Origin of the sequence: Streptomyces sp. NPDC060198 (assembly GCF_042728415.1) — a bacterium.
Classification (GTDB): domain Bacteria; phylum Actinomycetota; class Actinomycetes; order Streptomycetales; family Streptomycetaceae; genus Streptomyces.
The window spans coordinates 1-23,390 of record NZ_JBHWZJ010000085.1 but is presented as its reverse complement, the minus strand read 5'-3'; the positions used below and the strand labels follow the sequence as shown (position 1 = coordinate 23,390).

The 23,390-nt window shown below is 70.4% G+C and carries 26 protein-coding genes; 11 read left to right on the top strand and 15 right to left on the bottom strand.

What is annotated here, in order from left to right; all coding sequences use genetic code 11:
- Window positions 1–59: 59 nt before the first annotated feature.
- The 6 genes from ACFWEP_RS13810 to ACFWEP_RS13785 form a co-directional block, all read right to left on the bottom strand.
- Window positions 60–1,226: a cellulose binding domain-containing protein gene (locus ACFWEP_RS13810; protein WP_387369722.1), complete on the bottom strand. Its 1,167-nt coding sequence runs from the start codon at window positions 1,224–1,226 to the stop codon at window positions 60–62.
- A gap of 290 nt (window positions 1,227–1,516) precedes the next feature.
- Entirely contained in the window at window positions 1,517–1,885 is a 369-nt protein-coding gene (locus ACFWEP_RS13805) for a YbjQ family protein (RefSeq protein ID WP_387369720.1), read from the bottom strand.
- Window positions 1,886–1,956: 71 nt separating this feature from the next.
- Window positions 1,957–2,838, bottom strand: coding sequence for an SGNH/GDSL hydrolase family protein (locus tag ACFWEP_RS13800; protein ID WP_387369717.1), 882 nt, complete (start codon window positions 2,836–2,838; stop codon window positions 1,957–1,959).
- A gap of 115 nt (window positions 2,839–2,953) precedes the next feature.
- Window positions 2,954–3,229, bottom strand: coding sequence for an SCO4225 family membrane protein (locus ACFWEP_RS13795; protein WP_387369715.1), 276 nt, complete (start codon window positions 3,227–3,229; stop codon window positions 2,954–2,956).
- Between the two features lie 131 nt (window positions 3,230–3,360).
- Window positions 3,361–4,044 (bottom strand): response regulator, encoded by a 684-nt coding sequence (locus tag ACFWEP_RS13790; RefSeq protein WP_387369713.1) that lies wholly within the window; start codon window positions 4,042–4,044, stop codon window positions 3,361–3,363.
- Window positions 4,041–6,521, bottom strand: coding sequence for a histidine kinase (locus ACFWEP_RS13785; protein ID WP_387369711.1), 2,481 nt, complete (start codon window positions 6,519–6,521; stop codon window positions 4,041–4,043). The genes ACFWEP_RS13790 and ACFWEP_RS13785 overlap by 4 nt, the downstream gene beginning before the upstream one ends.
- Before the next feature lie 243 nt (window positions 6,522–6,764).
- Between ACFWEP_RS13785 and ACFWEP_RS13780 the strand changes: the two genes are divergently transcribed.
- Window positions 6,765–7,220, top strand: coding sequence for a DUF5707 domain-containing protein (locus tag ACFWEP_RS13780; protein ID WP_387369709.1), 456 nt, complete (start codon window positions 6,765–6,767; stop codon window positions 7,218–7,220).
- Between the two features lie 124 nt (window positions 7,221–7,344).
- Here the strand turns inward: ACFWEP_RS13780 and ACFWEP_RS13775 are convergent, their stop codons facing one another.
- Window positions 7,345–7,671, bottom strand: coding sequence for a hypothetical protein (locus ACFWEP_RS13775; protein WP_387369707.1), 327 nt, complete (start codon window positions 7,669–7,671; stop codon window positions 7,345–7,347).
- Between the two features lie 113 nt (window positions 7,672–7,784).
- Window positions 7,785–8,813 carry an NlpC/P60 family protein gene (locus ACFWEP_RS13770; protein ID WP_387369705.1) on the bottom strand — a complete coding sequence of 343 codons (1,029 nt, stop codon included), beginning with the start codon at window positions 8,811–8,813 and terminating at the stop codon, window positions 7,785–7,787.
- A gap of 477 nt (window positions 8,814–9,290) precedes the next feature.
- Between ACFWEP_RS13770 and ACFWEP_RS13765 the strand changes: the two genes are divergently transcribed.
- Together ACFWEP_RS13765 and ACFWEP_RS13760 are read left to right on the top strand one after the other, a co-directional pair.
- On the top strand, window positions 9,291–9,824 hold the full coding sequence (locus tag ACFWEP_RS13765; protein WP_387369703.1) for a hypothetical protein: 534 nt from the start codon (window positions 9,291–9,293) through the stop codon (window positions 9,822–9,824).
- Between the two features lie 153 nt (window positions 9,825–9,977).
- The gene (locus ACFWEP_RS13760) at window positions 9,978–10,349 is read left to right on the top strand and encodes a hypothetical protein (protein WP_387369701.1); all 372 of its coding nucleotides are present in this window, start codon (window positions 9,978–9,980) and stop codon (window positions 10,347–10,349) included.
- A 23-nt stretch (window positions 10,350–10,372) separates the two neighbouring features.
- Here ACFWEP_RS13760 and ACFWEP_RS13755 read toward each other — a convergent pair whose 3' ends face one another.
- A complete protein-coding gene (locus ACFWEP_RS13755; RefSeq protein WP_387369699.1) occupies window positions 10,373–10,780 on the bottom strand; it encodes a MerR family transcriptional regulator in 408 nt (135 codons plus the stop codon).
- Window positions 10,781–10,948: 168 nt separating this feature from the next.
- Here ACFWEP_RS13755 and ACFWEP_RS13750 point away from each other — a divergent pair, with 168 nt between their 5' ends.
- Entirely contained in the window at window positions 10,949–11,932 is a 984-nt protein-coding gene (locus ACFWEP_RS13750; protein ID WP_387369697.1) for an aldo/keto reductase, read from the top strand.
- Between the two features lie 136 nt (window positions 11,933–12,068).
- Window positions 12,069–13,043 (top strand): tetratricopeptide repeat protein, encoded by a 975-nt coding sequence (locus ACFWEP_RS13745; RefSeq protein ID WP_387369695.1) that lies wholly within the window; start codon window positions 12,069–12,071, stop codon window positions 13,041–13,043.
- A gap of 21 nt (window positions 13,044–13,064) precedes the next feature.
- Here ACFWEP_RS13745 and ACFWEP_RS13740 read toward each other — a convergent pair whose 3' ends face one another.
- The gene (locus ACFWEP_RS13740; RefSeq protein WP_387369693.1) at window positions 13,065–13,691 is read right to left on the bottom strand and encodes a TetR family transcriptional regulator; all 627 of its coding nucleotides are present in this window, start codon (window positions 13,689–13,691) and stop codon (window positions 13,065–13,067) included.
- Between the two features lie 75 nt (window positions 13,692–13,766).
- Here ACFWEP_RS13740 and ACFWEP_RS13735 point away from each other — a divergent pair, with 75 nt between their 5' ends.
- On the top strand, window positions 13,767–14,459 hold the full coding sequence (locus tag ACFWEP_RS13735) for an NAD(P)-dependent oxidoreductase (protein WP_387369691.1): 693 nt from the start codon (window positions 13,767–13,769) through the stop codon (window positions 14,457–14,459).
- 108 nt (window positions 14,460–14,567) lie between these two features.
- Here ACFWEP_RS13735 and ACFWEP_RS13730 read toward each other — a convergent pair whose 3' ends face one another.
- From ACFWEP_RS13730 to ACFWEP_RS13720, 3 genes are all read right to left on the bottom strand, one after another.
- The gene (locus tag ACFWEP_RS13730) at window positions 14,568–14,729 is read right to left on the bottom strand and encodes a hypothetical protein (RefSeq protein WP_387369689.1); all 162 of its coding nucleotides are present in this window, start codon (window positions 14,727–14,729) and stop codon (window positions 14,568–14,570) included.
- A gap of 122 nt (window positions 14,730–14,851) precedes the next feature.
- Entirely contained in the window at window positions 14,852–15,514 is a 663-nt protein-coding gene (locus ACFWEP_RS13725; protein ID WP_387369687.1) for a class I SAM-dependent methyltransferase, read from the bottom strand.
- Between the two features lie 61 nt (window positions 15,515–15,575).
- A complete protein-coding gene (locus tag ACFWEP_RS13720) occupies window positions 15,576–15,902 on the bottom strand; it encodes an immunity 53 family protein (protein WP_387369685.1) in 327 nt (108 codons plus the stop codon).
- Between the two features lie 177 nt (window positions 15,903–16,079).
- On the opposite strand from ACFWEP_RS13720, the gene ACFWEP_RS13715 reads away from it, so the two are divergent.
- From ACFWEP_RS13715 to ACFWEP_RS13705, 3 genes are all read left to right on the top strand, one after another.
- Window positions 16,080–16,412: a hypothetical protein gene (locus ACFWEP_RS13715; RefSeq protein ID WP_387369683.1), complete on the top strand. Its 333-nt coding sequence runs from the start codon at window positions 16,080–16,082 to the stop codon at window positions 16,410–16,412.
- 1,229 nt (window positions 16,413–17,641) lie between these two features.
- On the top strand, window positions 17,642–18,310 hold the full coding sequence (locus ACFWEP_RS13710) for a hypothetical protein (RefSeq protein ID WP_387369681.1): 669 nt from the start codon (window positions 17,642–17,644) through the stop codon (window positions 18,308–18,310).
- Between the two features lie 420 nt (window positions 18,311–18,730).
- Complete coding sequence (locus tag ACFWEP_RS13705) at window positions 18,731–19,372, top strand: TetR/AcrR family transcriptional regulator (protein WP_328721121.1); 642 nt, start codon at window positions 18,731–18,733, stop codon at window positions 19,370–19,372.
- A 111-nt stretch (window positions 19,373–19,483) separates the two neighbouring features.
- Here the strand turns inward: ACFWEP_RS13705 and ACFWEP_RS13700 are convergent, their stop codons facing one another.
- Both ACFWEP_RS13700 and ACFWEP_RS13695 read right to left on the bottom strand, forming a co-directional pair.
- Window positions 19,484–20,290 (bottom strand): hypothetical protein, encoded by an 807-nt coding sequence (locus ACFWEP_RS13700; RefSeq protein ID WP_387369678.1) that lies wholly within the window; start codon window positions 20,288–20,290, stop codon window positions 19,484–19,486.
- A gap of 153 nt (window positions 20,291–20,443) precedes the next feature.
- Window positions 20,444–21,172: a GDSL-type esterase/lipase family protein gene (locus ACFWEP_RS13695; RefSeq protein ID WP_387369676.1), complete on the bottom strand. Its 729-nt coding sequence runs from the start codon at window positions 21,170–21,172 to the stop codon at window positions 20,444–20,446.
- Between the two features lie 108 nt (window positions 21,173–21,280).
- On the opposite strand from ACFWEP_RS13695, the gene ACFWEP_RS13690 reads away from it, so the two are divergent.
- A complete protein-coding gene (locus ACFWEP_RS13690; RefSeq protein ID WP_387369674.1) occupies window positions 21,281–22,309 on the top strand; it encodes a WD40 repeat domain-containing protein in 1,029 nt (342 codons plus the stop codon).
- Window positions 22,310–22,433: 124 nt separating this feature from the next.
- A complete protein-coding gene (locus ACFWEP_RS13685) occupies window positions 22,434–23,324 on the top strand; it encodes a septum formation family protein (RefSeq protein ID WP_387369672.1) in 891 nt (296 codons plus the stop codon).
- Window positions 23,325–23,390: the final 66 nt, after the last annotated feature.

The window sequence follows — 23,390 nt, the reverse complement described above, 5'->3', positions numbered from 1 at the left end:
CGCCGGGTGTGAGCGTTACCGGCGGGGCCACCACGGGTGTCACCGCGGTGCGGGCGCGGTCAGACGACCGTGCAGGCGCTGCCGCCGAGGGTGAAGGCGGAGGGTTCCGCGTAGGTTCCGGTCCAGGTGCCCTGGAAGCCGAAGTTCTGGGTGCCTCCGGGGCTGATGACAGCGTTGGACGTGGTGTTGTGCGCGGTCACCGCGCCGCTGGTGGGGCTGACCGTCGCGTTCCAGGCCTGGGACACCTGCTGGCCGGAGGGGAGCGTGAAGGCCAGGTTCCAGCCGTTGACCGCCGTGGTGCCGGTGTTCTTGACGGTGACGTTGGTGGTGAACCCGCCCGGCCACACGTTGGGCGTGTACTCGACCTGGCAGGCGGCCGTTCCGGTCGGCGGGGTCGTCGTGCCGCCGCCGGGCGGTGTCGTCGTGCCGCCGGTGCCGTTGCCGTTGGTGTCCTGGCCGTCGGTCACGGAGGACGAGAAGGAGGAGAGCGAGAGGCCCGCCCCGCCCACCCACGGTTCGAAGCCCGCCTGCACGCTGGTCAGGTACCAGTTGGAGGACGCCATGCCCTGGCTGACCGTACGGTCGATGAAGTCCTTGACGTCGAACGACCAGCTGGTGATCGCGGACGGGGCGACGAAGGAGATCACGTCGTTGCCGCCGTTGTTCCCGGTCCAGATCTCCCAGGTCTTGCCGCCGATGGTGGCGCTGCTGGTGGGTGATCCGATGGGCTGGATGGAGCCGACCCGGTTGAACCAGATCATGATCTCCGTCTTGTTGACGCCGTCGGTCTTCGGCTGGGGGTCCAGCCAGATGTCGAACGCCGCGTCGTAGGTCGCGTTGTTGACGTACCCGTAGGTCAACGACGTCGGCACGGCGGCGATGGTGTCGATCCGCTTCGGCAGGTTCGTCCCCGGCGAGCAGTTGGTGTAGTGACAGCCGAGGAAGATCGACGGGTAGGACTTCGGGGCACCGTTGGTGGCGACCGACCCGTCCGCCTGGGTGACGGTGAACCCGCTGTCGGTGACGTTGATGCACTGGGTGGCGCTGGTGCCCCAGCGGTTGTTCTGGACCGTGTAGCGGCCCTGGACGGTGGTGGAGCCGTACTGCTCGCAGATCTGGCCGGTCGCCTGTGTCGCCGCCTGGGTGGGGGCCGCGGTGAGCAGCGCGGTGGTCGTACCCAGCATCAGCGTCAGAGCTGTCAGGAGGGTGCGTGCACGGTGTCGCATCATGTCCCTTCGGGCAGTGGGGGAAGGTGGTGGGGCAGCCGTGGGAGCGCTCCCATCAGTTGGGGACTGTAGGGGTGGCCGGGAGAGGGTGACAAGACGGAGGACAGGGTTTGTTTCGCGGGTGGGAGGTGAAGCGCTTCGCTTGAACTCGCCTTTTGGATCAGTCGAGTTCGGGCTGAGGGCGGGTGCCGTCGTTGGCCCGCGGGCCGCCCGCGACGGACGACGGGGCACGGTGACCGCGTCGCCGAGATACGCGGTCACCGTGCCCCGCCAGAGGCTGTCGGCAGTCGTCAGGCCTTCGGTGCTATGACCACGGCCGTTCCGTAGGCGCAGACCTCGGTGCCGATGTCCGCGGCCGTCGTGACGTCGAAGCGCATCGCGAGCACGGCGTTCGCGCCGGCGGCGCGGGCCGCCTCGACGAGGCGCGCCATGGCCTCGTTCCGGGTCTGCACCAGGGTCTTGGTCAGACCCTTCAGCTCGCCGCCGATCACGGACTTCAGGCCGGCGCCCAACTGGGAGCCGATGTTGCGGGAGCGCACGGTCAGACCGAACACCTCGCCGATCACCTGTGTCACCTCGTGGCCCGGTACGTCGTTGGTGGTCACGACCAGGACGTCCGAGCCCTTTGCCGGGCCGCCGGTGTAGTCATCGATGGACATGTCATTCCCCTTACGTCAGGAGATGGAGCTCAGGGCGGATCATTGCAGAGTGAATTCGTCTACCAGCAGGGTCAGTTGCTGATCCGGATGAGAACCTCCCGGGCCATGACCCGTTGCCCGAAGGTGTTGGGGTGGGCGGAACCGGAGTTCACCGGCAGCAGTGGGTTGATCCAGCGCTCGGCAGCAGGCTCGCACATGTCGTGGCCTTGGAAGAGGTCGGTCGTGCTGACGAACTCGGCCTGCTGGAGCCGGGCCGAGAGTTCCAGCATGAAGTTCAGCCGGTACGTGGTCTGGTTGAGCCAGGTGACGTCGCCTTTGGCCAGGGATGCGGAGGTGCCGCAGACCGATCCGTCGGCGGGGAAGAGATTCGGGTAACCGACCACGATGACGCGGGCTTGGGGGCTGCGCTTCCTGATGTCGGTGAGCATGCTGCTCAGCCGCGGGCTGAGCTTGGCGAAGGCCGCGTCCACGGCGGCGGCCTCCGTGTCGCGGCAGGGAGAGCCTTCCTTGGTGGTGAGCCCGGCGAGGACGCAGGCGGTGAGCACATCGGTGAAGCCGAGGTCGTTGCCGCCGAGTGTGACGGTCACCAGATCGGTGTCCTTGCTGAGGGCGTTGACCTGGGGAGCGGCCGTGCCCTCCCAGTTCCACAGCGAGCGTGTGGTGGCGCCGGAGCAGGTGGCGTCCTTGAACACGGCCGGCTTGACCGTCTGGGCCGTCCAGGTCGGGTAGCTGCCCGAGGTGCGTCCGCACGCGGTGTCCACCACCGGGCTCAGGCCCTCACCGGCGGCGTACGAGTCGCCGAGGGCGACGTAGCGACTGACGGAACTCCGGGCGGAGGGGCTCGCGGCTCCGGCCGGAGCGCTGCCGGTGAACAGCAGCGAGGCCGCGGCGGCGGCGAGAGCGGCGGTGGCCGCGGCGCCTCGGCGGATTCTGGTGAGTTGGCGGGAGTGCATCGGCGATGTCCTTGCACAAGAGGGGATGAACGGGTCGGAACGGCTGGACGTGGGGCACGTCGGACGGCGGCACCGCGCAGCGGCCCCTGGGGGGTGGTGGAGAGGAGGCCCGGGATCAGGCCGCGGGGTCCGGGCGGTTCCGGCGCAGCGCGGCGGCGATCCAGCCGATGAGCAGGGCGTTGAGCAGCGCTCCGAAGACCATGGAGAGGAGGAAGGCCGCGTCGTTGTCGGGCAGCGTGAGCAGCAGGACGAGGCTGCCGGGGATGGTGGCGACCAGCGGGATGACCCCCGCCATGGACCCGTCGCCGGACATGACGACCGCCCACCCGAGCAGAAGGACGAAGCCCACCAGGTAGGCGCGGGCGGCGAGGGTGCCGAGGGTCCGGCGCACGAAGCGGAGGATGGATCGGCCTGGACCGGCCATGGGGGTGGACTCCTGGGTGGTGACGGCCGCGGTGCGGCTGATCGGCGGAGGTACGGGAAGCGGATACGGGCGACGGCCGAAGAAGGGGGTGGCCAGGTTCAGGCGGAGGTGTGGGGCGGGTTCGGGTGGGCGAGTCCGAGGTCGTAGGCGAGGATCGTCGCCTGGACCCGGTCTCGGAGTTCGAGCTTGCGGAGCAGCGCGTTGACATGGGATTTCACGGTGCCCACGGTGATGCCGAGTTGCTCGCCGATCTCCGTGTTGGTGAGCCCGGCCGCGATCAGGGTGAAGACGTCGATTTCGCGGGCGGTCAGGTGGCTCAGCTCGCGGGGGGTGCTGCCGCCGGGGAGCCCGGAGCCCGGCACGGACGCGTAGTGGTTGATGAGTCTTCGGGTGGCGGAGGGGGCGAGGACGCTTTCCCTTGCGGCCACCACCCGGATTCCCTGGAGGAGTTCGTCCGGGTGTACGTCCTTGAGCAGGAAGCCGGAGGCTCCGGCTCGCAGCGCGTCGAAGACGTAGGAGTCGAGGTCGAAGGTGGTCAGGACGAGGATGCGCGGCGCGTCCGGGCTGCCGCTGATGATCCGGGTAGCCGCGATACCGTCGAGTTCGGGCATGCGGACGTCCATGAGGATCACGTCGGGGGCGAGTTCGGCGGCCAGGCGTACCGCTTCGATGCCGTCGGCGGCCTCGCCGACGACCGTCATGTCCTCCTCGGCGTCGATGACCGCGGCGAACCCCGCTCGTACGATGCCCTGGTCGTCGACGACCAGTACGTTCAGGCTCATCGTTGTCCCTCCTTGTCGGCCCGCCGCACGGTGTCGTCCCGCTGTGCCGCGCTCTCCCGCCGTGCCGCGTTCTCCGTCTGTGCCGCGTTCTCCGTCTGGGCCGCGGGTGCGGCGGGCGGCAGGGGTAGTCGGACGAGCACCGGGCCGGACGGGTCGGTGGTGCAGGTGCCGCCGATCGTCGCCGTACGGGCCGTCAGCCGGCGGCCGAGGGCGGCGCGGGCGGAGTCCGGAACTCCGGTCACCGAGAGCGTCAACGTCTCTTCGTCCGCATCGAGAGCGAGGACCATGGCTTCGTCGCCACCGGCCGCGAGTACTGTCTCGCACGCATGGTAGGCAGCCAGGTCCACACTGGTGGGCAGCCATCCCGGCATGCGGTCGGTCAGGCGTATCTCGACGTCCCTTCCGGTGGCCCGGAGCTGGTGGGCGAGGAGGTCGAGGGCCTGGAGGGTCGGCTGCGGACGGAGTTCGGGTACTGACCGGCCGTCACGCGCGGTGTCGAGCAGGGCGCGCATCGCGGTGAGGGCTTCGCGGGCGCGTTCGGCGACGGCGTCGAGTTCGCCGGCCTCCGCCTGTGCGACCAGGTCGACCGTACGCGCCAGCACCGTGGTCTCCAGACCGGCGGCGATCCGCCGGCGTTCGGCCCACGCGTCCCGTACCGCCTCCTCGGTCCAGGACGCCAGGTGGGTGGCCTGGTCGGTGCGGGCGGCCCGGCGGCGCCGCCCGCGCAGGACGCCGATCCACCACGCGGCTCCGACAGCCAGGCCCGACTGGGCCGTCGCCCCCGCGACGAGCGCCCAGACCAGGATGCCGGTGCCCCGGTGCAGGACGGCGGCCGTGGTGGCCGAGGCGTGCACCACCACGGCCAGGACCGGCCCGGACCACAGGCGCAGGGCGGCTCGACGGGAGGTGCGCCGGCCGCAGCGGTCCGGCGGGGCGTCGGGTGAGGCTTCCCGGGAGGTGTCCGGCGGGCCTTCGTGGGGGCGGGCGGCGGTGGCACCCGCCGTGGTGGAGATGATCACCGCGCAGAGGGCGGCCGTGCTCAGCAGCGGCGGCAGGAGAACGGGGCCGCTGTGCGCGCCTGCGGTCATCGCCACCGGCCACAGCAGGCCCAGCCCGAGGACGACGGCCCGGGTCACGACGGGCGCGTGGTGTCGCCACAGCAGCGCGAGGGCCTGCGCCGAGGCCAGCAGTGCGAAGAGCACACCCGCCGGTACGCGCTGGACGTCCGTCGCGGTCCGGTCCGTGTGGATGACCAGCAGCGGCAGAAGCGGTTCCACGACGAGGCCGATGGCGGCGGCCGTCTGAGCGAGGCGGTAGGTCCGTGGGACCGACTGCTCCACCGATGTGGCGGCGTGCCGACCGGGCAGGGTCGCGCGTACCTCCCAGCCCCCCTCGTCGGTCGGGCCGCTGGTCAGGGTACCGCCCGCCTCGCGGGCCCGGGACCGCAGGAAGCCCTGGCCGCGTCCCGAGCCGAGACCCGCGCCGTGCGCCGTCGATCCGGCGGGCGACGGCCCGCTCCTGACCAGCAGCTCCGTGCGGGTGTCGCCGTAGACGCACCGTACGGTCGTGGGGGCCCCGGGGGCGTGCCGCGTCACGTTGGTCAGGGCCTCCCTGAGGATGCCGAACACCGCGTCCGCGACTGCCCCGTCCGGCAGCGGGCCGATCTCGGACTCCACCCGCTGCCCCAGCCGGGAGAACCCGGCGACCAGCTCCCGCAGCCGTTCCTGCGGGGAGGGGAGTTGGTCCCGTGAGGGCGTCGGGGCCCGTACCGCGCTCAGGGCCCGGGTGACCTCGCGGCCGGTCTCGGCGGCGAACGCCAGTGCCTCGCCCACCATTTCGGGGCGGCGCTCCCGCAGGCCGAGGGCCGCACCCGCCGTGACGACGACCGCCGTCAGGTGATGCGCGCTGACGTCGTGCAACTCCCTTTCCATGCGGCGCCGTTCGGCCGCCGGTAGGCGGTGGCGCTCGATCTCCGCGACTTTCAGCCGCTCTTCGGCCGCCCGCCGTGCCCGGTGGGCCCGGCGCGCCAGCAGGCCCGCCGCGCAGGCGGCGGCATACAGCGAGGTGGTCAGGGCGCGGTCCAGCCCGGTCCGGTCGCTGAGCCCGTTGAGCGTGATGTCCCAGAGGAGCTGCCAGACGACGAGTGCCCCCACGCCCAACAGGCAGGTGAACGTGTCGCGTTCGCGGGCCACCGCGTAAAGGGCCAGTGCGACCCCTGCCGTCCCGAGGACCGCCACCGCACCCGCCGGCAGCGGCTCGGCACCCAGCGCGCAGGTGGCGGCGACGAGGGCGAGGGCACCCTCCGGCCGCGCACGGCGGAGGCAGAGAGCGGCCGTCACCAGCCCGGCGACCAGGGCTGCGAGCAGGAGGACGGGCCCGGGCGGGACGTTCCCGCGGACCAGCTCCACCCCCGGCCACACGGCGGCCTGGACGCAGATCAACAGGAGCGGGAGCAGCCGCTCGTCGGTTCGTTTCATGACAACTCAAAACTAGGAGGGCGGTTGGGCGGTTTCCTCGGGCTGGAGGACGACCCCGGTCTCTTACCAGGGGTGGAGGGGCCTCGCCCGTGGGCCGACGCGGCGATCGTTCCGCAGCGTGAGGACTCCGCAACGGTCCGGTCCTAGGCTCGATCCCATCGAGAAAGCGGCAGGCCAACGGGTCTTCGCTGCTTTCCCGGACACCGCTTCGGCCACCTTCCACTCCGACTCCGGGGGATCACCATGTCCAAGTCCAAGCGCGTTCTCGTCTCGTCCGCCGTCGGCGTCGTCGCTCTCGGCGCGATCGCCGCCGGCGGTTACGCCATGGCCTCGACCACCACCGAACTGACGGTGGAGAACAGTTCGGTGCTCTACACCGCCCCGACCTCGCGGAGCGCGGGGAAGCTCAGCTACTCCGCCGACGTGAGCGACGACTCGGGTGTCCGCTCGCTCAAGGACGTCGCCTGGCCGAAGAGTTCGAAGCTCGATCCCACCGCGGCGGAGTTGCGGCACGTGGACGGCGCCACCTGCCGGAGCACCTCCGACGAGACCGTGCACTGCACCTACGCGCCGACCGTGTCGAAGAGGGACGCCGACGAGTCGGCGGACGGCACCTGGTACGTGTCGGTGCTCGCGACGGCGAAGGACGGCGACACGGAGTTCGTGGCCCGCGCGGCCACCTTCGAGGTCACCCGCTGACCCGTCCCTCCCGGGCCGGTCCTCTCCCGGGCCGGCCCACCCGCTCGGCGGTGGCCGGTGCTTCGGCGCACGGCCGCCGCTCAGGCGTGCCCGCGCACGGGCCTCTCACCGGCATGAGCCGCGCTCACGCGGGAATCCACTCCGGCCACCACCCCGGCACGTTGTCCACGCAGAACGGCGCCGGGTAGTCGTCCGGCATCCCCAGCCAGGTGGCCGCGAACCAGACGAGGAGGAGGGTGGCGGCCACGCCCACCGCGATCGGCCACGCCGCGTGGAACCGCCGCCCCAGCAGCCCGTACGGCAGGACCCAGCACAGGGCGCCGACGATCCAGAGCGGGACGAAGAGAAGGACCAGCGTGAACGGGTTCCCGGAGGAGCTGCCGACGTCGCACGTGGCCCAGGCCCGGTCGATCAGGATGCTGGACGTCGCCGCCGCGAGCAAGCCGGACACTGCACCGACGCCCCACCCTCTGCCCCGCATGTGATGCCCCCCGGCGAGTACCCGGGCCGTGCCGGGCGTGTGCGAAGAATCCGCGCGCGTGGGGCGGGCGGGCTACGGCGTGATCAGATGCGCACCGCGCCGTAGAAACTGCCGATGGTGCTCATCGACTCGACACGGACGTAGGCACCCGGGTAGGGGGCGTGCAGCACGTTGCCGCCGCCGGCGTACAGGCCGACGTGCGAGTTGCCGTTGAAGAAGACCAGGTCGCCGGGCTTCAGCGCGCTCTGCGAGATGCGGGTGCCCTGGTTGATCTGGGTGTACGTGGTGCGGGTGATCTCGGCACCGGCCTGGTGGTACGCCCACTGGGTCAGACCCGAGCAGTCGAACGAGTTGGGTCCCGTGGTCACGGAATGCGAGTACGGCATCCCGATCCGCGTGCTGGCGGCCTGGAGCGCGGCGCCTCCGAGGGCGGACGCGGGAAGCTCGTTGCCCAGCTCGACCCGCGCACCGGAGCCGCGGCTGGCGCGCAGGTCGTCCGCGGCGAGTGAGGCGCGTTCGGCCGCGGTCAGGGTGTTCAGCAGGTGCTGGGCGGCGGCGAGCTTGGTCTGCGAAGCCTTCTTGCTCTTGCCCAGTGCCTCGCGCACCTCGGAGAGTTCCGCGAGCTTGCCCTGCGCTTCCTTGCGCTCCTGGGCGAGAGTGCGCTGCTTGGACTGGATCTTGTCCAGCGATTCGGCCTGCTTGGCCGTCAGGCTGTCCAGTGCCGATGCCTGGTCGAGGAAGTCGTCCGGGTCCGAGGAGAAGAAGAGCTGCACGGAGGGGTCGATGCCGCCGCTGCGGTACTGCGCGGTGGCGATGGAACCGAGTTCGTTCCGCAGGGTGTTCAGTTCGGCCTGCTCGCGCGCGACCTTGTCCTGGATCGCGTCGACTTCCTTCTTGAGCTTGTCCTGTTGCTCCTTGGCCCCGTTGTACTTCTCGCTGGCCTTCTCGGCCTCGTCGTAGAGCTTGTCGACCTTCGCCTTGACCTCGCTCTTGGTCGGCTTGGGGTCGGCGTGGGCCGCCTGGGAGGTCAGGGCGACCGCGGCGGCAGCAGTGGCGGTGAGCACGGTCACGCGGGCGCGGCTCGGAGATTTGGGACGACGGTGGGACGCCACGGAGGCGAGCTCCTTCTCTTCGAGCCGCCCACCGGGCCGCTGGGGAGCTGAATCCCTGGCTCCCGGCACGTCACGGTCACGACGGCGCTTCGCTTTCACCCGGATGGGTGGTCGGTCGTGCGAAGGTTCGAGCCCTGACTTTAGTGACCACCCTGTGATCAGAGCAATCTCCGCCGGGCGAATCGTGATGCGCGCGAGGTTTCTTTACTCACAACACACGGGGCGTAACGGCCACTTGACGTATCGCGTCCACCGGGTCGGACGAGAAGCCCGCAGAGTTCCCGGATCGGTCATACAGGTCATAGGTGATCTTATGTGCATTTCACGCCATCCAGTGGAGCTCGATTCTCCGCTCCCGTGTGCGCCCCGGGGGAGGAAAGTTCGTCCGTCGACACGGTCCGGCCGAAGAGAAGGCGAGGCGTTGACGTCCGGGATGTGCGAATCTTCTGGCTCCCTACGGCGGCAGAGAAGACTCCGATGACCTACGAAGACGCCCTCAAGCAGCTCGGCGACATCGCGAACGAGCGGGCTTTCGAGCGGCACGTCGGGTCCGACCGGCTCATCCAGGCAGGGCTGGACGCACTCCTCGCCGAGGTGGAGAGCCCCTCCCTCGCCCTGCTGGCGGGCCTCCTGAGGAGCGAGGAGCCCGAAGCCCCCGCACTCTTCGATCAGGTCCTGGAGGAGCTGGGGCTGCTCTTCCGTCCGCCCGCCGACCCTCGGGCGGCACTGTGGACGAAGGCCCGTTGGATCGCCGGCCGGATCGCGGACGGGTCCCTGGACCCCGCCGCCGGCACCTTCCTCATCTGGGCGGACGTCGCCTACGACCTCGGCTACCCCGAAGAGTTGGGAGACATCGTCGCCTGCGCATCCAACCTGGAGGACTGGACCGATAGTTGGGGTGTCCCTTTCGAGGAGCTCCAGGGGGAGGCGGTCGAGGCGGCGAAGCAGTTCCTGGCGATCGGTGCCCCCTGGCCACCCCCGGCATCCGCAGCCGAGCCCACCGCGCCCTGAACCCCACGACCGGTGGTGCGTGACGAACGAGCCGGTGGGGGGGGCAAGGGCCCCGGGGGTGGCGGTGTGATGAACTCGGTGCGGCTGGTCCGAACGCGACGTCGGAAGGGCGAGGTGTCGCCGCGCGGGCCGGCCTGAAAAAGGGGGGCAGACGTGCCGTTGCAGGATTCACCGCTGTGGTGGCTCTTCGCCATCATGAGTGCGGCGTTCTGGCTGGTCATCATGGTGCGAGCCATGCCGACCCGGGGTTTGAAGGCGTTTGTCGCCACCGGGCCGGTAGCGCTCTTCGTCTGCGTGGTGGGCTACTGCCTCCGATACGGGGACAGTTTCGCCACGGCACTTCCCGTGTACTGCGCCGTGGTGATCGCTGTTCCGACGGGGTTTCTCGGGCACAGGAATGCGCTGCGCGAGAAGCTGTCCGACCCTGCTGTCGCCTATGGCGACGCGGAGGGCCCCTGGACGCTGCAGGCCTGTGTCTCTCTCCTGATGTTCGGCGGGCTCGCGGTCTACTACGTGACTCACTAGCTCCGGTTCCTCGGGGGAGGGCCTTACGTGCCCTCCGTGCCCTCCGTGTCGACCACCGACCGGTAGTACGCGATCTTCTCCTTCAGGTGTGCACGCTGACGGAGGAGGTCGGCCAGTCGTTTCTCGACCTGCGTGTCGTGCGCCTCCAGGGCGGCCAGCCGCTGGGGCACGGTTCCGTCTCCCGTCTTGGCCAGTTCGGTGTAGCTCCGCATGCCCGCGATGGTCATTCCCGTCTCCCGCAGGCATCGCAGCACCGCGAGCCACTCCAGGTCGCCGGGTGAGTAACGCCGGTGACCGCTCGCCGAGCGGGCCACCGGGCCCAGCAGGCCGATGCGGTCGTAATAGCGCAGGGTGTCCAGGCTGAACCCCGACTCCGTGGCCGTCTCGGCGGGCGTGAGTAACGCGGCTGCGGTCAGCTGTTCTGCTTCCATGGCGGCCATTCTGCCGCCGCCGCGGACGGATGCCGGTAGTCGTGACTTGACCCGGAGCGCGCTCCGGATGTGAGCCTTCACGGACCGGGGCGCGGACCGTCGCTCACGCGCTTTCGGCGCTCCCCGTAAAGCATTCGACGTATTCGACGCATTCGACCGAGGAGACACATGCGCCATCACCGCATCGGCGACCGGAACGTCAGCGTGCTCTGCCTGGGGGCGATGCCCTTCGGCGCGCGGATCGACGAAGGGACGTCCTTCGCGCTGCTCGACCGGTTCGTCGAGCGCGGCGGCAACTTCATCGACACGGCGGACAATTACTGCTTCTGGATCGACGGCTGCACGGGCGACGAGAGCGAAACCCTGCTCGGCCGCTGGTTCGCCCAGCGCGGCAACCGGGACGAGGTGGTCCTCGCGACCAAACTCGGCGGCCGGCCGGTGGGCCCGGTCGGCGCGGACCGTGCGGACGACATCCTGGAGGGGCTCTCCGCCCCCGCCGTTCGGGACGCCCTCAAGGGCAGCCTCGAACGTCTCGGCACCGACCGCGTGGACCTGCTCTACCGGCACGTGGACGATCCGGACACCCCGCTGGAGGAGACCGTGCGCGCCTTCGGGGAGCTGATCGCCGGCGGGACGGTCGGCATGGCGGGTGTGAGCAACCTGACCGCCGAACGGCTGCGCTCCACCGAGGAGGCCGCAGCCGCACTCGGACTGGCCGACGCCCTCGCGCTCCAGCAGCGCCACACCTACCTCCGCCCGCTGCCCGGTACGGACTTCGGGGTCCAGCGGTACGCCGACGACGCGGTCCTCGCCGAGGCGCGCCGCAGGCCCGAGCTGACCCTGCTCGCCTACACGGCACTGCTCGACGGCGCCTACTCCAACCCGGCCAAGCCGCTGCCCGCCCCGTACGACCACCCCGTCTCGCACCGGCAGTTGGCGGCTCTGCGCGAGGTGGCGGCAGAGACCGGAGCCACCCCCAACCAGGTGGTGTACGCCTGGCTGCTGGGCGGGGACCCGGCCGTGCTGCCGGTGATCGGCGTCTCCACCCTTGCGCAGCTGGACGAGGCCCTGGACGCGGTCGACGTGGAACTCAACTTTGAGCAGCGGGCGTTGATGGACGCGGCGCGCTCGGAACCGCTGCCGGGGGAGTGAGGCGTACGCACCGCTCGACGGGTCGCCCGCGTGGGCCGGCGGTGAGGGGAGGCGTCACCGCCGTCCTCGCGCCCAGCGGGCCCATGAGGGCGGCCCGGCGGACAGCCCTTACCCTCGTGTGATGTCGAGTCGAGCGGTGACAACCGGAGTTGGCCTCGCGCAGGTGTTGGCGCACTGCGGGGGCAGTACGGACGGAGCCGTGCACTACCTGGCGGGTGCCATCGCCTCCGCTCCCGGGGCGCCCGAACCCTACGCGACCCTTGAGGAGTTGTGGACGGACAGGCCCGCGGAGCTGGCCGAGGTCGTCCAGGGTGCCAACACCGTGCGGCGGGTACTGGCGCAGTCGTACGTCCGCTTCCTCGAAGGCGACGCGGACGGCGCGGCGCAGGCGCTCGGTTCGGTCACGGGGGTGCAGCCCGACATCGCATGGGGCGAAGCCCCCTGGTTCGGCGATGCGCGGTTCCTCGACGCGGTGAGTCCCGACGCGCTGGCCGAGGCCGCGATGCGGACGATGGACTACGGCCACGACCTGGATACCGAGAGCACGCGGGAGCGGTTCGGCCCCTGGTTCCGGGCCATCGACGCGGTCGCGGTCGCCGCCCGGTGTCCTTCGCCGGACGCGTTGGCCAAGATGGCGATCCTGCTGCGGGCGTGCGGTCTCACCGAAGCGTCCTTCGCGCTCTGCGACCGGGCGGACTCCGTGGAACGGGTCATGCTGACGGAGGTGGTACGGGCGGGCACGTGGCGGAAGTTGGGAAATCCGGTCCAGAACGAGGCGGCGCTGGAGCGCGCCCTGGCCCTGGACCCCGCCAACTGGTCGCTCCATCTCGACCTGGCCGATCTGCGCGTCGAGCAGGGTGACTTCGAAACCGCCGTCCGGCTGATCGATCAGGGCCTGGAGTACGAGCCGTCCGAACCCACACTCGGTGCCGCCGGGGCTGCCTACCGGGCGCGCCTGACCGGGGCGCACACCGAGCTGAGCAGGCTCATCGAGCTGGCGCCGGACCTGGCGAACAGGTCGTACCGGGACCTGCTGATCGATCACGCCTGCGCCGGCCCCGGGCTGCCGGCCGAGCTCGTGGCGGCGGCCCGTCGCATCCGGAACGACTGAGGGCCGTGCCGCTCCGGGACGTCACGGCCGTGACCGGGGCACCGGTCCCCGTCTCCCGGGTGCCAGCGCCGCCCGCAGCGCGGGGACGAGGACAGCGCGGGCCTCGGCCGGGGTGAGGGCGGCCGGGGTGGGGAGGGGGTTGAGGTAACGGGTGTAGATGAGGCCGCCGAGGACCGTCACCGCGGCCGTGGCACGGGCGGTGGCGTCACGGCCGCCGAGAAATTCAGCGAGCCGGGCCAGCAGCTCGATTTCCAGGTACTCGCCGATCGCGGCGGCGGCCAGGCTGCCCTGGGCGGAGAGCGTACGGAAGTCGGCGTCCTCCCACAGGCCCGTCACCGCGTCGATCAGCCGGTCGGGGAGGGCGACCGGGTCGCCGCCGAGGACCTCGTCCACGGTGAGCCCGGTCACGCACTGGCACCGCATCACCTCGGCGAACAGGCCCCGCTTCGAACCGAAGTGGTACGCGATGAGGGCCATGTCCACGTGCGCGGAGGCGGCCACCGCGCGCAGGGTGGTGCGGCGGTAGCCGAGTTCGAGGAAGAGCGCGCGGGCCGCCGTCACGATCGTCTCGCGGGTGGGCGGATTGCCGCGGGGGCGGCCCCGGGGCCGAGCCGGTGGGCGGGCGATGACGAGAGAGGCGTTATTCATCAACGTTGAGCCTGTGGTGGGCAGTCGGCAGAGTCAAGGGCGTTCTGGCAGCCACACGAAAGGACCACCGACACCATGCGCATCACCGTCTTCGGCGCCAACGGGCCGACCGGCCGCCTCCTCACCGACCAGGCACTCGCCGCCGGCCACCAGGTCGTCGCCGTGACCCGCCGCCCCGGCACCCTCGCTCCCCGGGCGGGCCTCACCGTGGCGGTCGCGGACGCCACCGACCCCGCAACCGTCGCGACGGCGATCGAGGGGACGGACGCCGTGCTCTCCGTGCTCGGAACCCGCTTCAGCAAGAACCCCATCACGACCTACTCGGCGAGCGCGACCGTCCTCACCGACGCCATGACCCGCCAGGGCGTCACACGGCTGCTCGTCGTCAGCTCCAACATCCTCGATCCCCAATGGCGGCCCAGCGGCGCGTACTTCTTCAACCATGTGCTCGATCCGCTGGTGAACCGGCGGCTCGGCCGCACGCTCCACGAGGACATGCGCCGGATGGAGGGGGTGATCCGGGGTACGGACCTGGACTGGACGTTCGTACGCCCCTCGGGCCTCTTCGACCACCCCGTCGTCACGGCGTACCGGACCGCCGAGACCAGCGCGGACGGTGTCTTCACCGCCCGCGCGGACCTCGCGGCGAGCATGCTGCGGGAGGTGGCGGAGCGACGGTACGTCCGTACGGCCATGGGCGTCATCACCACGGCGGTCAAGCCGAACATCGTGAAGCTCATCTGGAACGAGGGCGTGAAGAAGAAGTAGCCCGGTGCCGGAGGAGCCGGTGCGGTGGCTGCCGTCCGGCCGTACCCGCCGCCGGACGGCACTCCCCGCAACCGGACCGGCCTCCCGCGACGTCCGATGGGGCATGGCTCAGAGTGGCAGCACGAGTGACGAACCGTCGTTGGTGGACGTCTTGGTCCCCTTGTCCTTGGTCTCGGTGGTTGTGATCGCCATCGGACTGGCGGTGATCTGCTCCCTCGTGGGACTGACCGTGGGGGCGAAGGCACTGCTGCGGCGGAGGGCCCAGAGCAAGCCGACCCCCTCCGCCCGGTAAGGGCACCGCGAGGTCGCCATCCATCACCGTGTTCTGTACGTCCGCGGTGCGTGCGCCATGACGGGAACACCCTGGCGTTCGCAGATCCGGTTGCTGCGGCTCATGCCGGCCGTTCGGGCTTGTGGGCGAGGAAGGTGGCGAAGGTCCTCTCGGCTCCTTCGCCGGGTTCCTCCACCAGACGTGCGGTGAGGACGAACCCGGCCTGTTTCAGGAGTCCGGCGATCCGGTCGGGCGGCAGGAGGTAGGACGTGTAGGACACCGGATGACCGCCGTACGCGTGGCTGGGACGCAGGTGCCGGCCGTTCCCTACGTGGCCGGCCAGCATCAGCGAGCCGCCGGGCGCGAGGGTTCGGCGGAACTCGCCGAAGACGAGCGGCAGCAGTGCCGGTGGGGTGTGGTGGGTGGAGTAGTACGCGAGGATGCCGCCGAGCACGTCGCGTCTGACCGGGAGCGAGGTCATCGAGCCGACGCCGAAACGTAGCTCGGGGTGGGCGCTACGGGCCAGCCGAACCATGGAGGGTGAGAGGTCCAGGCCGAAGACCGGCACGTGGTGCTCGGCGAGGTAGGCCGTGACTTTGCCGGGACCGCATCCCAGGTCGGCGACAGGGCCGAGGCCGGCCGTGCGTACGACCTCGGCGAAGACATTCAGCATCCCTCGGGACAGCGGGTCCAACTCCGATGGGCAGGGCACCTTTTCGACGTAGGCGGCGGCGACGGTGTCGTACGACTCGCGGACGGCGGAGAGGTGAGAGAGACCAGGCATACGGACGGCTCCAGTGAGGGCATGGGTGGCTACGTGCTCGGCGCTGAAGTCGCCGTAGGCATCAGGCGGATACGGGCTCGTCGGGAGTGTTCTCCACCGCCCACCTGCGGAAGAGGGTGAGTGCCTCGGTGAGGTTGCCAGGTCCGCACGAGATGTCGAAGGCCAGGTCAGAGACCTGGGCCATGATCCAGTCGTGCTTGCTGCGCTTGAGGTGCTGGCGAGGGAAGTCGACCCCTTCCAGGTCGGTCTCCTCCAGGTCGATGCGAACGGACCAGCCGGGATTGTCGAGCGAGTCGATCTTCACGCCCCACTCGTGCTCCCAGTCCTCGTCGCACTGGGCGGAGTACCAGCCCTGAAGCCAGTCGAAGACGTGCTCGGATTCGCTCATGGCGCCCGATGGTAGTGACGCAGGGGCCCCGGTGGGTGGGAGGAGGCCCGACGACTGGCCGCCGCCCGGTGCACCACCCGTACGTTCAGCGCCCGCCCCGGCGGGTCGCGCTCCGCGCGCGTCCGGCGAACCGGAAAAGCGACCGTTCGTGTGTGACGGGCCGGTGATACTGGACCCATGCCAGGGCAAGCGAAGAGGAAGCGGCGGCGTGAGGCCGAGGGGCGGCGGGCCGCCGCTCGCACCGCACCGGAGCTGGGGCGGTGGGAGATCGTGCTGCAGACCACCGAACAGGCGGAGTTGAGGGATTTCCTCCGTGGCCTGCGTGAGGCAGGGGTCGACGGGGCGATGTTCCAGATCTCCATGCTGTGCGGGCGCCTGAAGCACCCGACCACGCATCAGGTGAGCCGGTTCGTGCCGTACCCGGCCGGTGAGCCCGCCGGTGGACAGTGCGCCGATGAACAGCCCGCCGACGAACAGTGCGCCGGTGGGCAGCCCAGCCGCTGCCCCTGAGGCAACTGCGGGACGCGACAACCGGTGTGACGAGGGTGGCGTGAGGTGGCGTACGGGGTGGCGCGAAGTCCGCCGTCACGCCCAGGGGTTGTTGTCGCCGAAATCGTGACAAGGGTGCCCACGACGTGATGTACGGTGATCGCGTCATCACGTTCCGTGCACTCTCCCGTGCGTGGAGCGGCCCCCGGAGGTGCAGTCACACCGACCCGAGGGCCTTCACCACTCATGGACGAGAAAGGTCCACAGGGATGCTTTGGCATGCTATCTCTCCGGTGTCGGGCGCCGGACGGCGTTCGGGCGGGCTGGTCGGCTCGCGGCGGATGAACAGTGACGCGAAGATCATCGTGTTGTACATGGAGAGCCTTCCGTCGGTGCAACGGCCGAGGATGCTCGGGCCGCTCTGGGATTTCGCCAAGGACGCGGGTATCGAGCACGGGCCGTACAAGAAGGCCAAGAAGTGCCTGAAGCGCGAGGGGTATCTCCACGAATGGCGCTACCGGCGTACGGGCGGCCTGTGGGCCACGGCGCAGATCCTGTCGAACGCGCCGAGTTCCCGTCAGCAGGCGGAGGCGTACTGGGAGAGCTGCCGGGAGTATCCGGGCCCCGGGGGAGAGGAGTTGGCCGAGGAACGCGGGCTCTGTGCGGAGGATGCGTTTGTGCAGGTCGCGCCGAGTGACCACAGTCGGGCGGTCGGTGAACCAAGGCCCCCGTCGGTCGGCGATTACCCACCTCACGTAGAACTGTCGGCGCACTCATCCTCCCTACCTACCCGCTCGAATCGCGAATCGAAAAATGAACGTGCGCGGCACGCACGTGAGTGCGTGAAGGTGTCGCAATTCGCGGCTGAGGACGGCGAGGGATTCTGGGCGGAGCCGCCTGAATGGCTGGACGAAGGGGAGCCGGAGGAGTCGCGGAAGTCGCGGGAGTCTGACGGGCGGGTGCCGGAGTGGGCGCCGGAGACGGTTCCGGAGTGCGTGCCTGAGTCGGTTGGGGGCCCGGTCGGGGCGGGTGCGGAGGCGCCCGCGTATGCACCCGTACCGGCGGCCGTACCCGAACGCGTTCCCGTGGCTGTTCCCGTTCCGGTGACTCTTCCGGCGGCCGTTCCCATGCGCGTACCGGAGCCCGTCCCGGTGCCCGTACCGGACCCCGTCCCCGTACCGGTGCCCGCTTCCGCGTCGGCGCGGAGGCGGCCCGCTGCTGCGGCTGTCGCCGTGCCGGAGGAGGAGCCGGTGGGACAGCGGAGTTTCGAGGCGGTGGAGGCCGAGCGGGTGCTGTTGTCGCTGCGGCGCGGGACGAAGCAGCTCGCGCTCGGGCTGAGGGAGGCGCGGGTGCTGGTGGACCTGGCCGCCGAGTGGTTGCGGCGGGGTGTGTCGACGGCGGACCTGCGGCAGACGCTGATCTCGTGGCTCCCGGAGGAAGGGGTGTACTCGCCGGTGGGCTTCCTGCGGTACCGGCTGGAGCACAAGATGCCGGCGGAACGCGGCCACTTCGACGCGTTGGCGGCTGCCGCCTCGGGGGCACGACCGGGTGGTTCGTCGGGTGCGGGGTCCGTGGCGGCGTCGCGTCCCCAGGGTGTGGACGGGAAGCCTCACGCCGAGCGCCCTGACGCGGCACCGTACGAGCCTCCGGTGCCGCTGGTGATCTGCCAAGGGCCGGGCGACGAGCATGTGTTCCGGGCGGTGGGTGGTCAGACCACGTGCGGTGCGTGCCAGTCGGCGGAAGCCTGGGCGGCATGGGCGGCCAGCCGGGAGGCGGCGGCCCGGGCCCGGGGGGAGGAGGGCCTGGCCGGGAACGGCAAGGGCGGTTGGCGCGATGTCCACGTCGGTGCGGCCGTCGCGCCGGGCGCGGACACCGACTCGGCCGAGGAGGCCGCCGCTTACACCGCGCTCGGGCTGTGACGGGATCGCTCGGCGACTGGCCCGGTCGGGGTCGTACGCGGCGTGTGAGGCGTTGGTGCTGGCTGGGACCGTTTGCCGGTCCCGTCACGGGGAGTTGCAGTCGACAGGCAGCGGTGGCGGGCGCGCGGCGCCGGGCGACGCGCCCGACCGCGCCGTGTGCGCCGGTGGGAAGGTGTCACTCGTCCGAGTGGGTTGGGCGGAATTTCCGTGCAGGTCTTCGAATTACCGCTCGGGCGAGGGTGGGTGGGGCGTGCTCTTTCGTACGGTATTTCGCACGTCAACGCTTCCGCGTTCGATAGCTGCATGGGTGGCAGAGTGTGGCGTTTCGCGCATCGAGAGTGATGTGCGAGCAGAATGACTCGGGCGGTTCGATGCAGAGGCGACCTGACCCTCTCCCGCGTTTCTGCCTAAGGAGGACCGGTGACGGACAGCTGGGGGACTCTGGGGACCGAGTCCGTGGACAGGATTCGCACACGGGAGCGCGTCCAACTACTCGACGCGGCACGCGCGATGTTCGGCACGTACGGCTACAAGCAGACCACCGACGAAGAGGTCTGCCAGAAAGCCGGCGTGCCGGTGTCGATGCTTTACGAGGAATACGGCTCGCTGGAAGGCCTGTTGATTGCCCTGCACGACTGGGTGACGACCAAGGGCCTGCGCGCCGCCGAGAACGCCATGATGGCCGAGGGCATGGACGAGTGCTCGATGGCCGAGCGCACGAGGGTCCTCTTCGATGCCTACGTGAAGGCGGTGACGGAGGACCCCCGTGAGGCCCGGGTGACCTTCGTCGAAGTGCTGGGCGTGAGCCACGCGGTGGACGCGCACTGCAAGCGGTGGCGTGACGTGTGGGCGCACTGGCTGACCGGCGAGACCCAGCGCGCGGTCATGCGGGGCGAAGCGGAAGAGGGCGACCACAAGGCGGACGTCCTCGTCATGGTCGGTACGGTCCACGAACTGATGGCCCACCACACCCGGCGGTCCCGGCGGGCCCGGCCCGAAGAGGTCTCCCGTGAGCTGTGGGAGCTGGCGCTGTCGATGCTGGGGACGCAGCGCTCGGGCTGAACGGCCGATTCTGGCACGCCTGTTGATGGCGTCGGCCGAGACGTGGGAGGCGCCCCACGCCCCGGCCGAAGTCGTTTCGGGCCCATCCGCCCGGTCCGGGCAGGGTCCGGCTCAGCGCACGTCGACGTAGTCACCGGTGGCCGTGGCGGTGCCCGTGGTGGGCGTACCACCGAAGGTCCAGCGCCAGTAGCCGTCCACCGAGGCGGTCACGGTCGTCTTCAGGGCGCCGGTCGAGCTCGCCTTGACCGTCTTCACCGTGGAGTACGTCGAGCTGGTCGCCTTGCGGAACTGGAGCGAGGCGGTCTGGCTGCCGTACCCGACGTACTTGTGCGTCGCCCAGTCGGCGCGGGTGAGCGTGCCGGTGACCGTGAGCGTCTTGCCCTTGACGACCGGTTCCGGGCCCGCGTTCGCGGTGAGGTTCGCCCAGCGGCGTACGGCGGCGGTGCCCGTCCCGGTCTTGTACTCCTCCGCGAGGAGGCTTCCGTTGGTGCGGAAGAGCTGCGCGAAGGTGCCGATCTTCCATGTGCCCGCGTCCGCACTGGAGTTGAGCTGCTTGGGCTTGATCCAGAAGTTGCCCTTGCAGTCGGCGATCCGGGGGCTCACCTTGTTGCACTGGTAGGCGCCCATGATGAGGACGTCACCGGCCGCGACGGCCTTGGCCGGGGTGGAGCCGTGGTAGAGAATCGGTTCTGCGGTGTACTGGAAGTCGTCGACCGAGTAACCGGCGGGCACCGTGACGCGGAAGCTGACGGCCGGTTCCTTGGTGTCGGAGGTGCCCACCACGATCGGCTTGCCACCGTTGACCACGACGTTGGTCACCGTGATGCCGGTGGACGCCGCCTGGGCGGCCGGGGCGACGGCGAGTGCGGAGAGCGCGAGCGTGCCCGCGACCGCAACGACTGTGCCGGACTTGCGCATTGCCTTCAATGGACACCTCTTCGTCACGTACGGGACGTACGGGAATACAGGTCCCGCCTGCCGGGACGTGTCACCGGCAGGCGGGAGGCCGCAGATTATCAGTGGCATGTCCATGTTCCGCAGGCAGGGTGAAGGAAATATGCGTGCCCGGCTTCAGAGGGCGAGCTCCGGCACCAGCTCGGGCGCGTACGGGCCGCCCAGCGACCATGCCCGGTGCATCGTTTCCGCAAAGGTGGCGGCCAGCTTGTGCTCGCCGCTCGGGCCCGGGTGCGTGCCGTCGTACGTATCGGTGTGGATGTCGTAGCCGGACGGGTGCGCGGCCAGCAGGAGCGGGGACGCCGGGGTGTCCAGGTCCGCGACGGCCTCGGCGAGCAGCGCGTTGAAGCGCGCGCAGGAGTCGGCGAAGGGCGCGTCGGACTCGGCCCGGACGTTCGGGATGACCGGCAGGAGCACGAGCCTGACGCGCGGGTTCGCGGCGCGGGCGGCGGAGATGAAGGCGCGTGCGTTCACCGCCGTCTGGTCGCTGTCGGTGTAGAAGCCGAGGTCGATCAGGCCGAGCGAGACGAGCAGCACGTCCGCACCGGACCTGGTCACCGCCTCCTCGATCACCGGCGCCATGTGAAGCCAGCCCTCGCCCCAGCCGGCCAGGTGGCGCCGGGCCGGTGCGGGGAACGAGGGGTCGGCGTACGCGGTGGAGACCGGGGCGTCCGCCTCGGGGTCGTACAGGCCGGTGCGCGGGCCGACGATGGCGTAACCGCCCTCACCGAGGGTCGCTTCGAGGTGCTGCCACATCCGGTGGCGCCAGGTGAAGTCGCCCGCCCGGCCCACGGTCATCGAGTCGCCGACGAACAGGAAGCGCGGGGCGTCCGCGCGAACGGTCATGCCGCACCACCGCAGGGCGTGGAGACGGCGGCGGCAGACAGGGAACGCATGGCGTCATCATCCCCGATCCCGCCTTCGGGCCGCACCGTGATGATGGACACTTGCGCCATGCGTGCCTCTCTCACCGCCCTCGGTACCGCCGCCCTGCTGCTGCTCGCGGGGACCGTCCCGGCGCTGGCGGACACAGGCGCCGACCAGACCTTCACCATCAAGGACCCGAGGATCACCGAGTCCAGCGGCCTCGCCGCGAGCCGCATACACCCCGGCGTCTACTGGACCCACAACGACAGCGAGGACGGCCCCTACCTCTACGCCGTCGACTCCCGCACCGGCGAGACCGTCGCCACCGTCACCATGACCGGCGTCGGCGAGCCCCGCGATGTCGAGGCGATCTCCCTCGGCCCGGACGGCAACCTCTACGTCGGCGACATCGGCGACAACCTCAACGGCACCTGGGACCACGTCTGGATCTACCGGCTCCCCGAGCCGAAGGTGCTGAAGGACGTCACGGTGCGCGCGACCCAGTTCGACGTGACGTACGCGGACGGGGCCCGGGACGCGGAGGCACTGATGGTCCACCCGAAGACGGGGCGGGTCTGGATCGCCTCCAAGAACCAGGACGGCGGGGGTCTCTACGAAGGCCCCGAACACCTCTCCACCAGCGGGAACAACGTCTTCAAGCGCGTCGCCGAGGTGCCGTGGGTGACCGACGGGGCGTTCTCCCCGGACGGTACGCGACTGGTGCTGCGCGGCTACCTCGGCGCCGACGCGTACACCTTCGACGACGGGAAGCTCGGCGACGAACGCGGCCTGGGTGCCCCGTTCATGATGCAGGCCGAGTCGGTCACGTACACGGCGGACGGCACGGCGCTGATGCTCGGCGCCGAGGGCCCGGGGAGCCAGGTCCGGAGGCTGGAGGTGAAGGGCACCAACGCGGCCCAGCCCACGCCCGAACCGGGCGCGTCGGGCGGCGGGTCCGCCTCGCCGGAGGCCGGAGGAAAGGGGTCCGGGGCCGACGAGGGCAGTGGGGGCGGCGGCAGCGCGACCGGGAAGGGCAAGTCACTGCTCGGCGGGCTGATCGTGATCGGCGCGGTGTGGGTCGTGATCCGCACGAAGCGGCGGCGTACGGGCGCCTGACGGGCGGTAGCTCGTACCCGGGATCGACGAGCGTAAACCTGGGATGCACAGCGTTGTCACAGTCATGCCCTACGATGCGCACATCAGTTCGCTCCCTTTACTTCCGCTTGAGGATTCACACGTTATGTCTTTCGGTGTCACGTCCCGTTCCATGCGCGGTATATGCGCGGCTGTCGCACTTCTCGCCATCGGCGCGTCCGGCTGCTCCGTCGCCGAGAGCGCCAAGGAGGGCATAAAGAAGGCCGCTCGTCAGAAGTCGGTTTTCGACCTCAAGCAGGGCGACTGCTACAACCCGAACTCGAAGCCCGTCCCCGACGGCGAGATGGCCGAGGAGTTCGCGATCGAGGTCGTGCCGTGCACCGAGGCGCACGACGGGCAGGTCTACGGGGAGTTCAAGGTCGAAGAGGGCGACGGCACCTACCCCGGCGACGACGCGATCGTCGAAGCCGCGGACACGCGCTGCCCGGCCGAGGAGCTGAAGTTCGCCCCGGACACCTGGGCCGTCCCGACCGGCGTCTCCGGCTCGTACTACCAGCCGACCAAGGAGTCCTGGTCGACTGGTGACCGCCTCGTCACCTGCACGTACACCAAGGACTCGGGCAAGATCACCGGCTCGCTGAAGAGCAAGCCCATGAACGCCGACCAGCTCGCCTACCTCAAGGGATCGAGCGCCCTCTACGAGGCGCTCTGGGCGAACCAGCCCGAGGCGGAGGCCGTCGAGGACGACCTCGACGGCTACAAGGCTCAGGCCACCGCCGTGAACGCGGCGCTCGACACCCACGTCGCCGCGCTCCAGGGCATCGACCAGCCGGAGACCGTCAAGCTGCGCGCGCAGCTCACCAAGGCGAACGAGGCGTGGAAGAAGGCCGCGAACGCCGCAGACGTCGACACCTTCTACATCGCCTACGACGCCGCTTTCACGGGCATCGACCCGAGCAAGTCGGTCGCCGCCCGCAAGGAGCTGGGACTCTCCACCGCCGTCCCGGCCGACGAGGCTGAGGTCTGGGCGGGCTGACGAGTCGTCTCCGGTCGGAGACGCGGGCAGCTCGGGACGGGGCGTCCCGCCGGTACTCACCGGTGG

Excerpts from the sequence above, each read along its gene's own strand:
- ACFWEP_RS13810 (WP_387369722.1), bottom strand. The coding sequence starts at position 1,226 with ATGCGACACCGTGCACGCACCCTCCTGACAGCTCTGACGCTGATGCTG.
- ACFWEP_RS13805 (WP_387369720.1), bottom strand. The coding sequence starts at position 1,885 with ATGTCCATCGATGACTACACCGGCGGCCCGGCAAAGGGCTCGGACGTC.
- ACFWEP_RS13800 (WP_387369717.1), bottom strand. The coding sequence starts at position 2,838 with ATGCACTCCCGCCAACTCACCAGAATCCGCCGAGGCGCCGCGGCCACC.
- ACFWEP_RS13790 (WP_387369713.1), bottom strand. The coding sequence starts at position 4,044 with ATGAGCCTGAACGTACTGGTCGTCGACGACCAGGGCATCGTACGAGCG.
- ACFWEP_RS13785 (WP_387369711.1), bottom strand. The coding sequence starts at position 6,521 with ATGAAACGAACCGACGAGCGGCTGCTCCCGCTCCTGTTGATCTGCGTC.
- ACFWEP_RS13780 (WP_387369709.1), top strand. The coding sequence starts at position 6,765 with ATGTCCAAGTCCAAGCGCGTTCTCGTCTCGTCCGCCGTCGGCGTCGTC.
- ACFWEP_RS13765 (WP_387369703.1), top strand. The coding sequence starts at position 9,291 with ATGACCTACGAAGACGCCCTCAAGCAGCTCGGCGACATCGCGAACGAG.
- ACFWEP_RS13755 (WP_387369699.1), bottom strand. The coding sequence starts at position 10,780 with ATGGAAGCAGAACAGCTGACCGCAGCCGCGTTACTCACGCCCGCCGAG.
- ACFWEP_RS13750 (WP_387369697.1), top strand. The coding sequence starts at position 10,949 with ATGCGCCATCACCGCATCGGCGACCGGAACGTCAGCGTGCTCTGCCTG.
- ACFWEP_RS13740 (WP_387369693.1), bottom strand. The coding sequence starts at position 13,691 with ATGAATAACGCCTCTCTCGTCATCGCCCGCCCACCGGCTCGGCCCCGG.
- ACFWEP_RS13735 (WP_387369691.1), top strand. The coding sequence starts at position 13,767 with ATGCGCATCACCGTCTTCGGCGCCAACGGGCCGACCGGCCGCCTCCTC.
- ACFWEP_RS13725 (WP_387369687.1), bottom strand. The coding sequence starts at position 15,514 with ATGCCTGGTCTCTCTCACCTCTCCGCCGTCCGCGAGTCGTACGACACC.
- ACFWEP_RS13720 (WP_387369685.1), bottom strand. The coding sequence starts at position 15,902 with ATGAGCGAATCCGAGCACGTCTTCGACTGGCTTCAGGGCTGGTACTCC.
- ACFWEP_RS13715 (WP_387369683.1), top strand. The coding sequence starts at position 16,080 with ATGCCAGGGCAAGCGAAGAGGAAGCGGCGGCGTGAGGCCGAGGGGCGG.
- ACFWEP_RS13700 (WP_387369678.1), bottom strand. The coding sequence starts at position 20,290 with ATGCGCAAGTCCGGCACAGTCGTTGCGGTCGCGGGCACGCTCGCGCTC.
- ACFWEP_RS13695 (WP_387369676.1), bottom strand. The coding sequence starts at position 21,172 with ATGACCGTTCGCGCGGACGCCCCGCGCTTCCTGTTCGTCGGCGACTCG.
- ACFWEP_RS13690 (WP_387369674.1), top strand. The coding sequence starts at position 21,281 with ATGCGTGCCTCTCTCACCGCCCTCGGTACCGCCGCCCTGCTGCTGCTC.
- ACFWEP_RS13685 (WP_387369672.1), top strand. The coding sequence starts at position 22,434 with ATGTCTTTCGGTGTCACGTCCCGTTCCATGCGCGGTATATGCGCGGCT.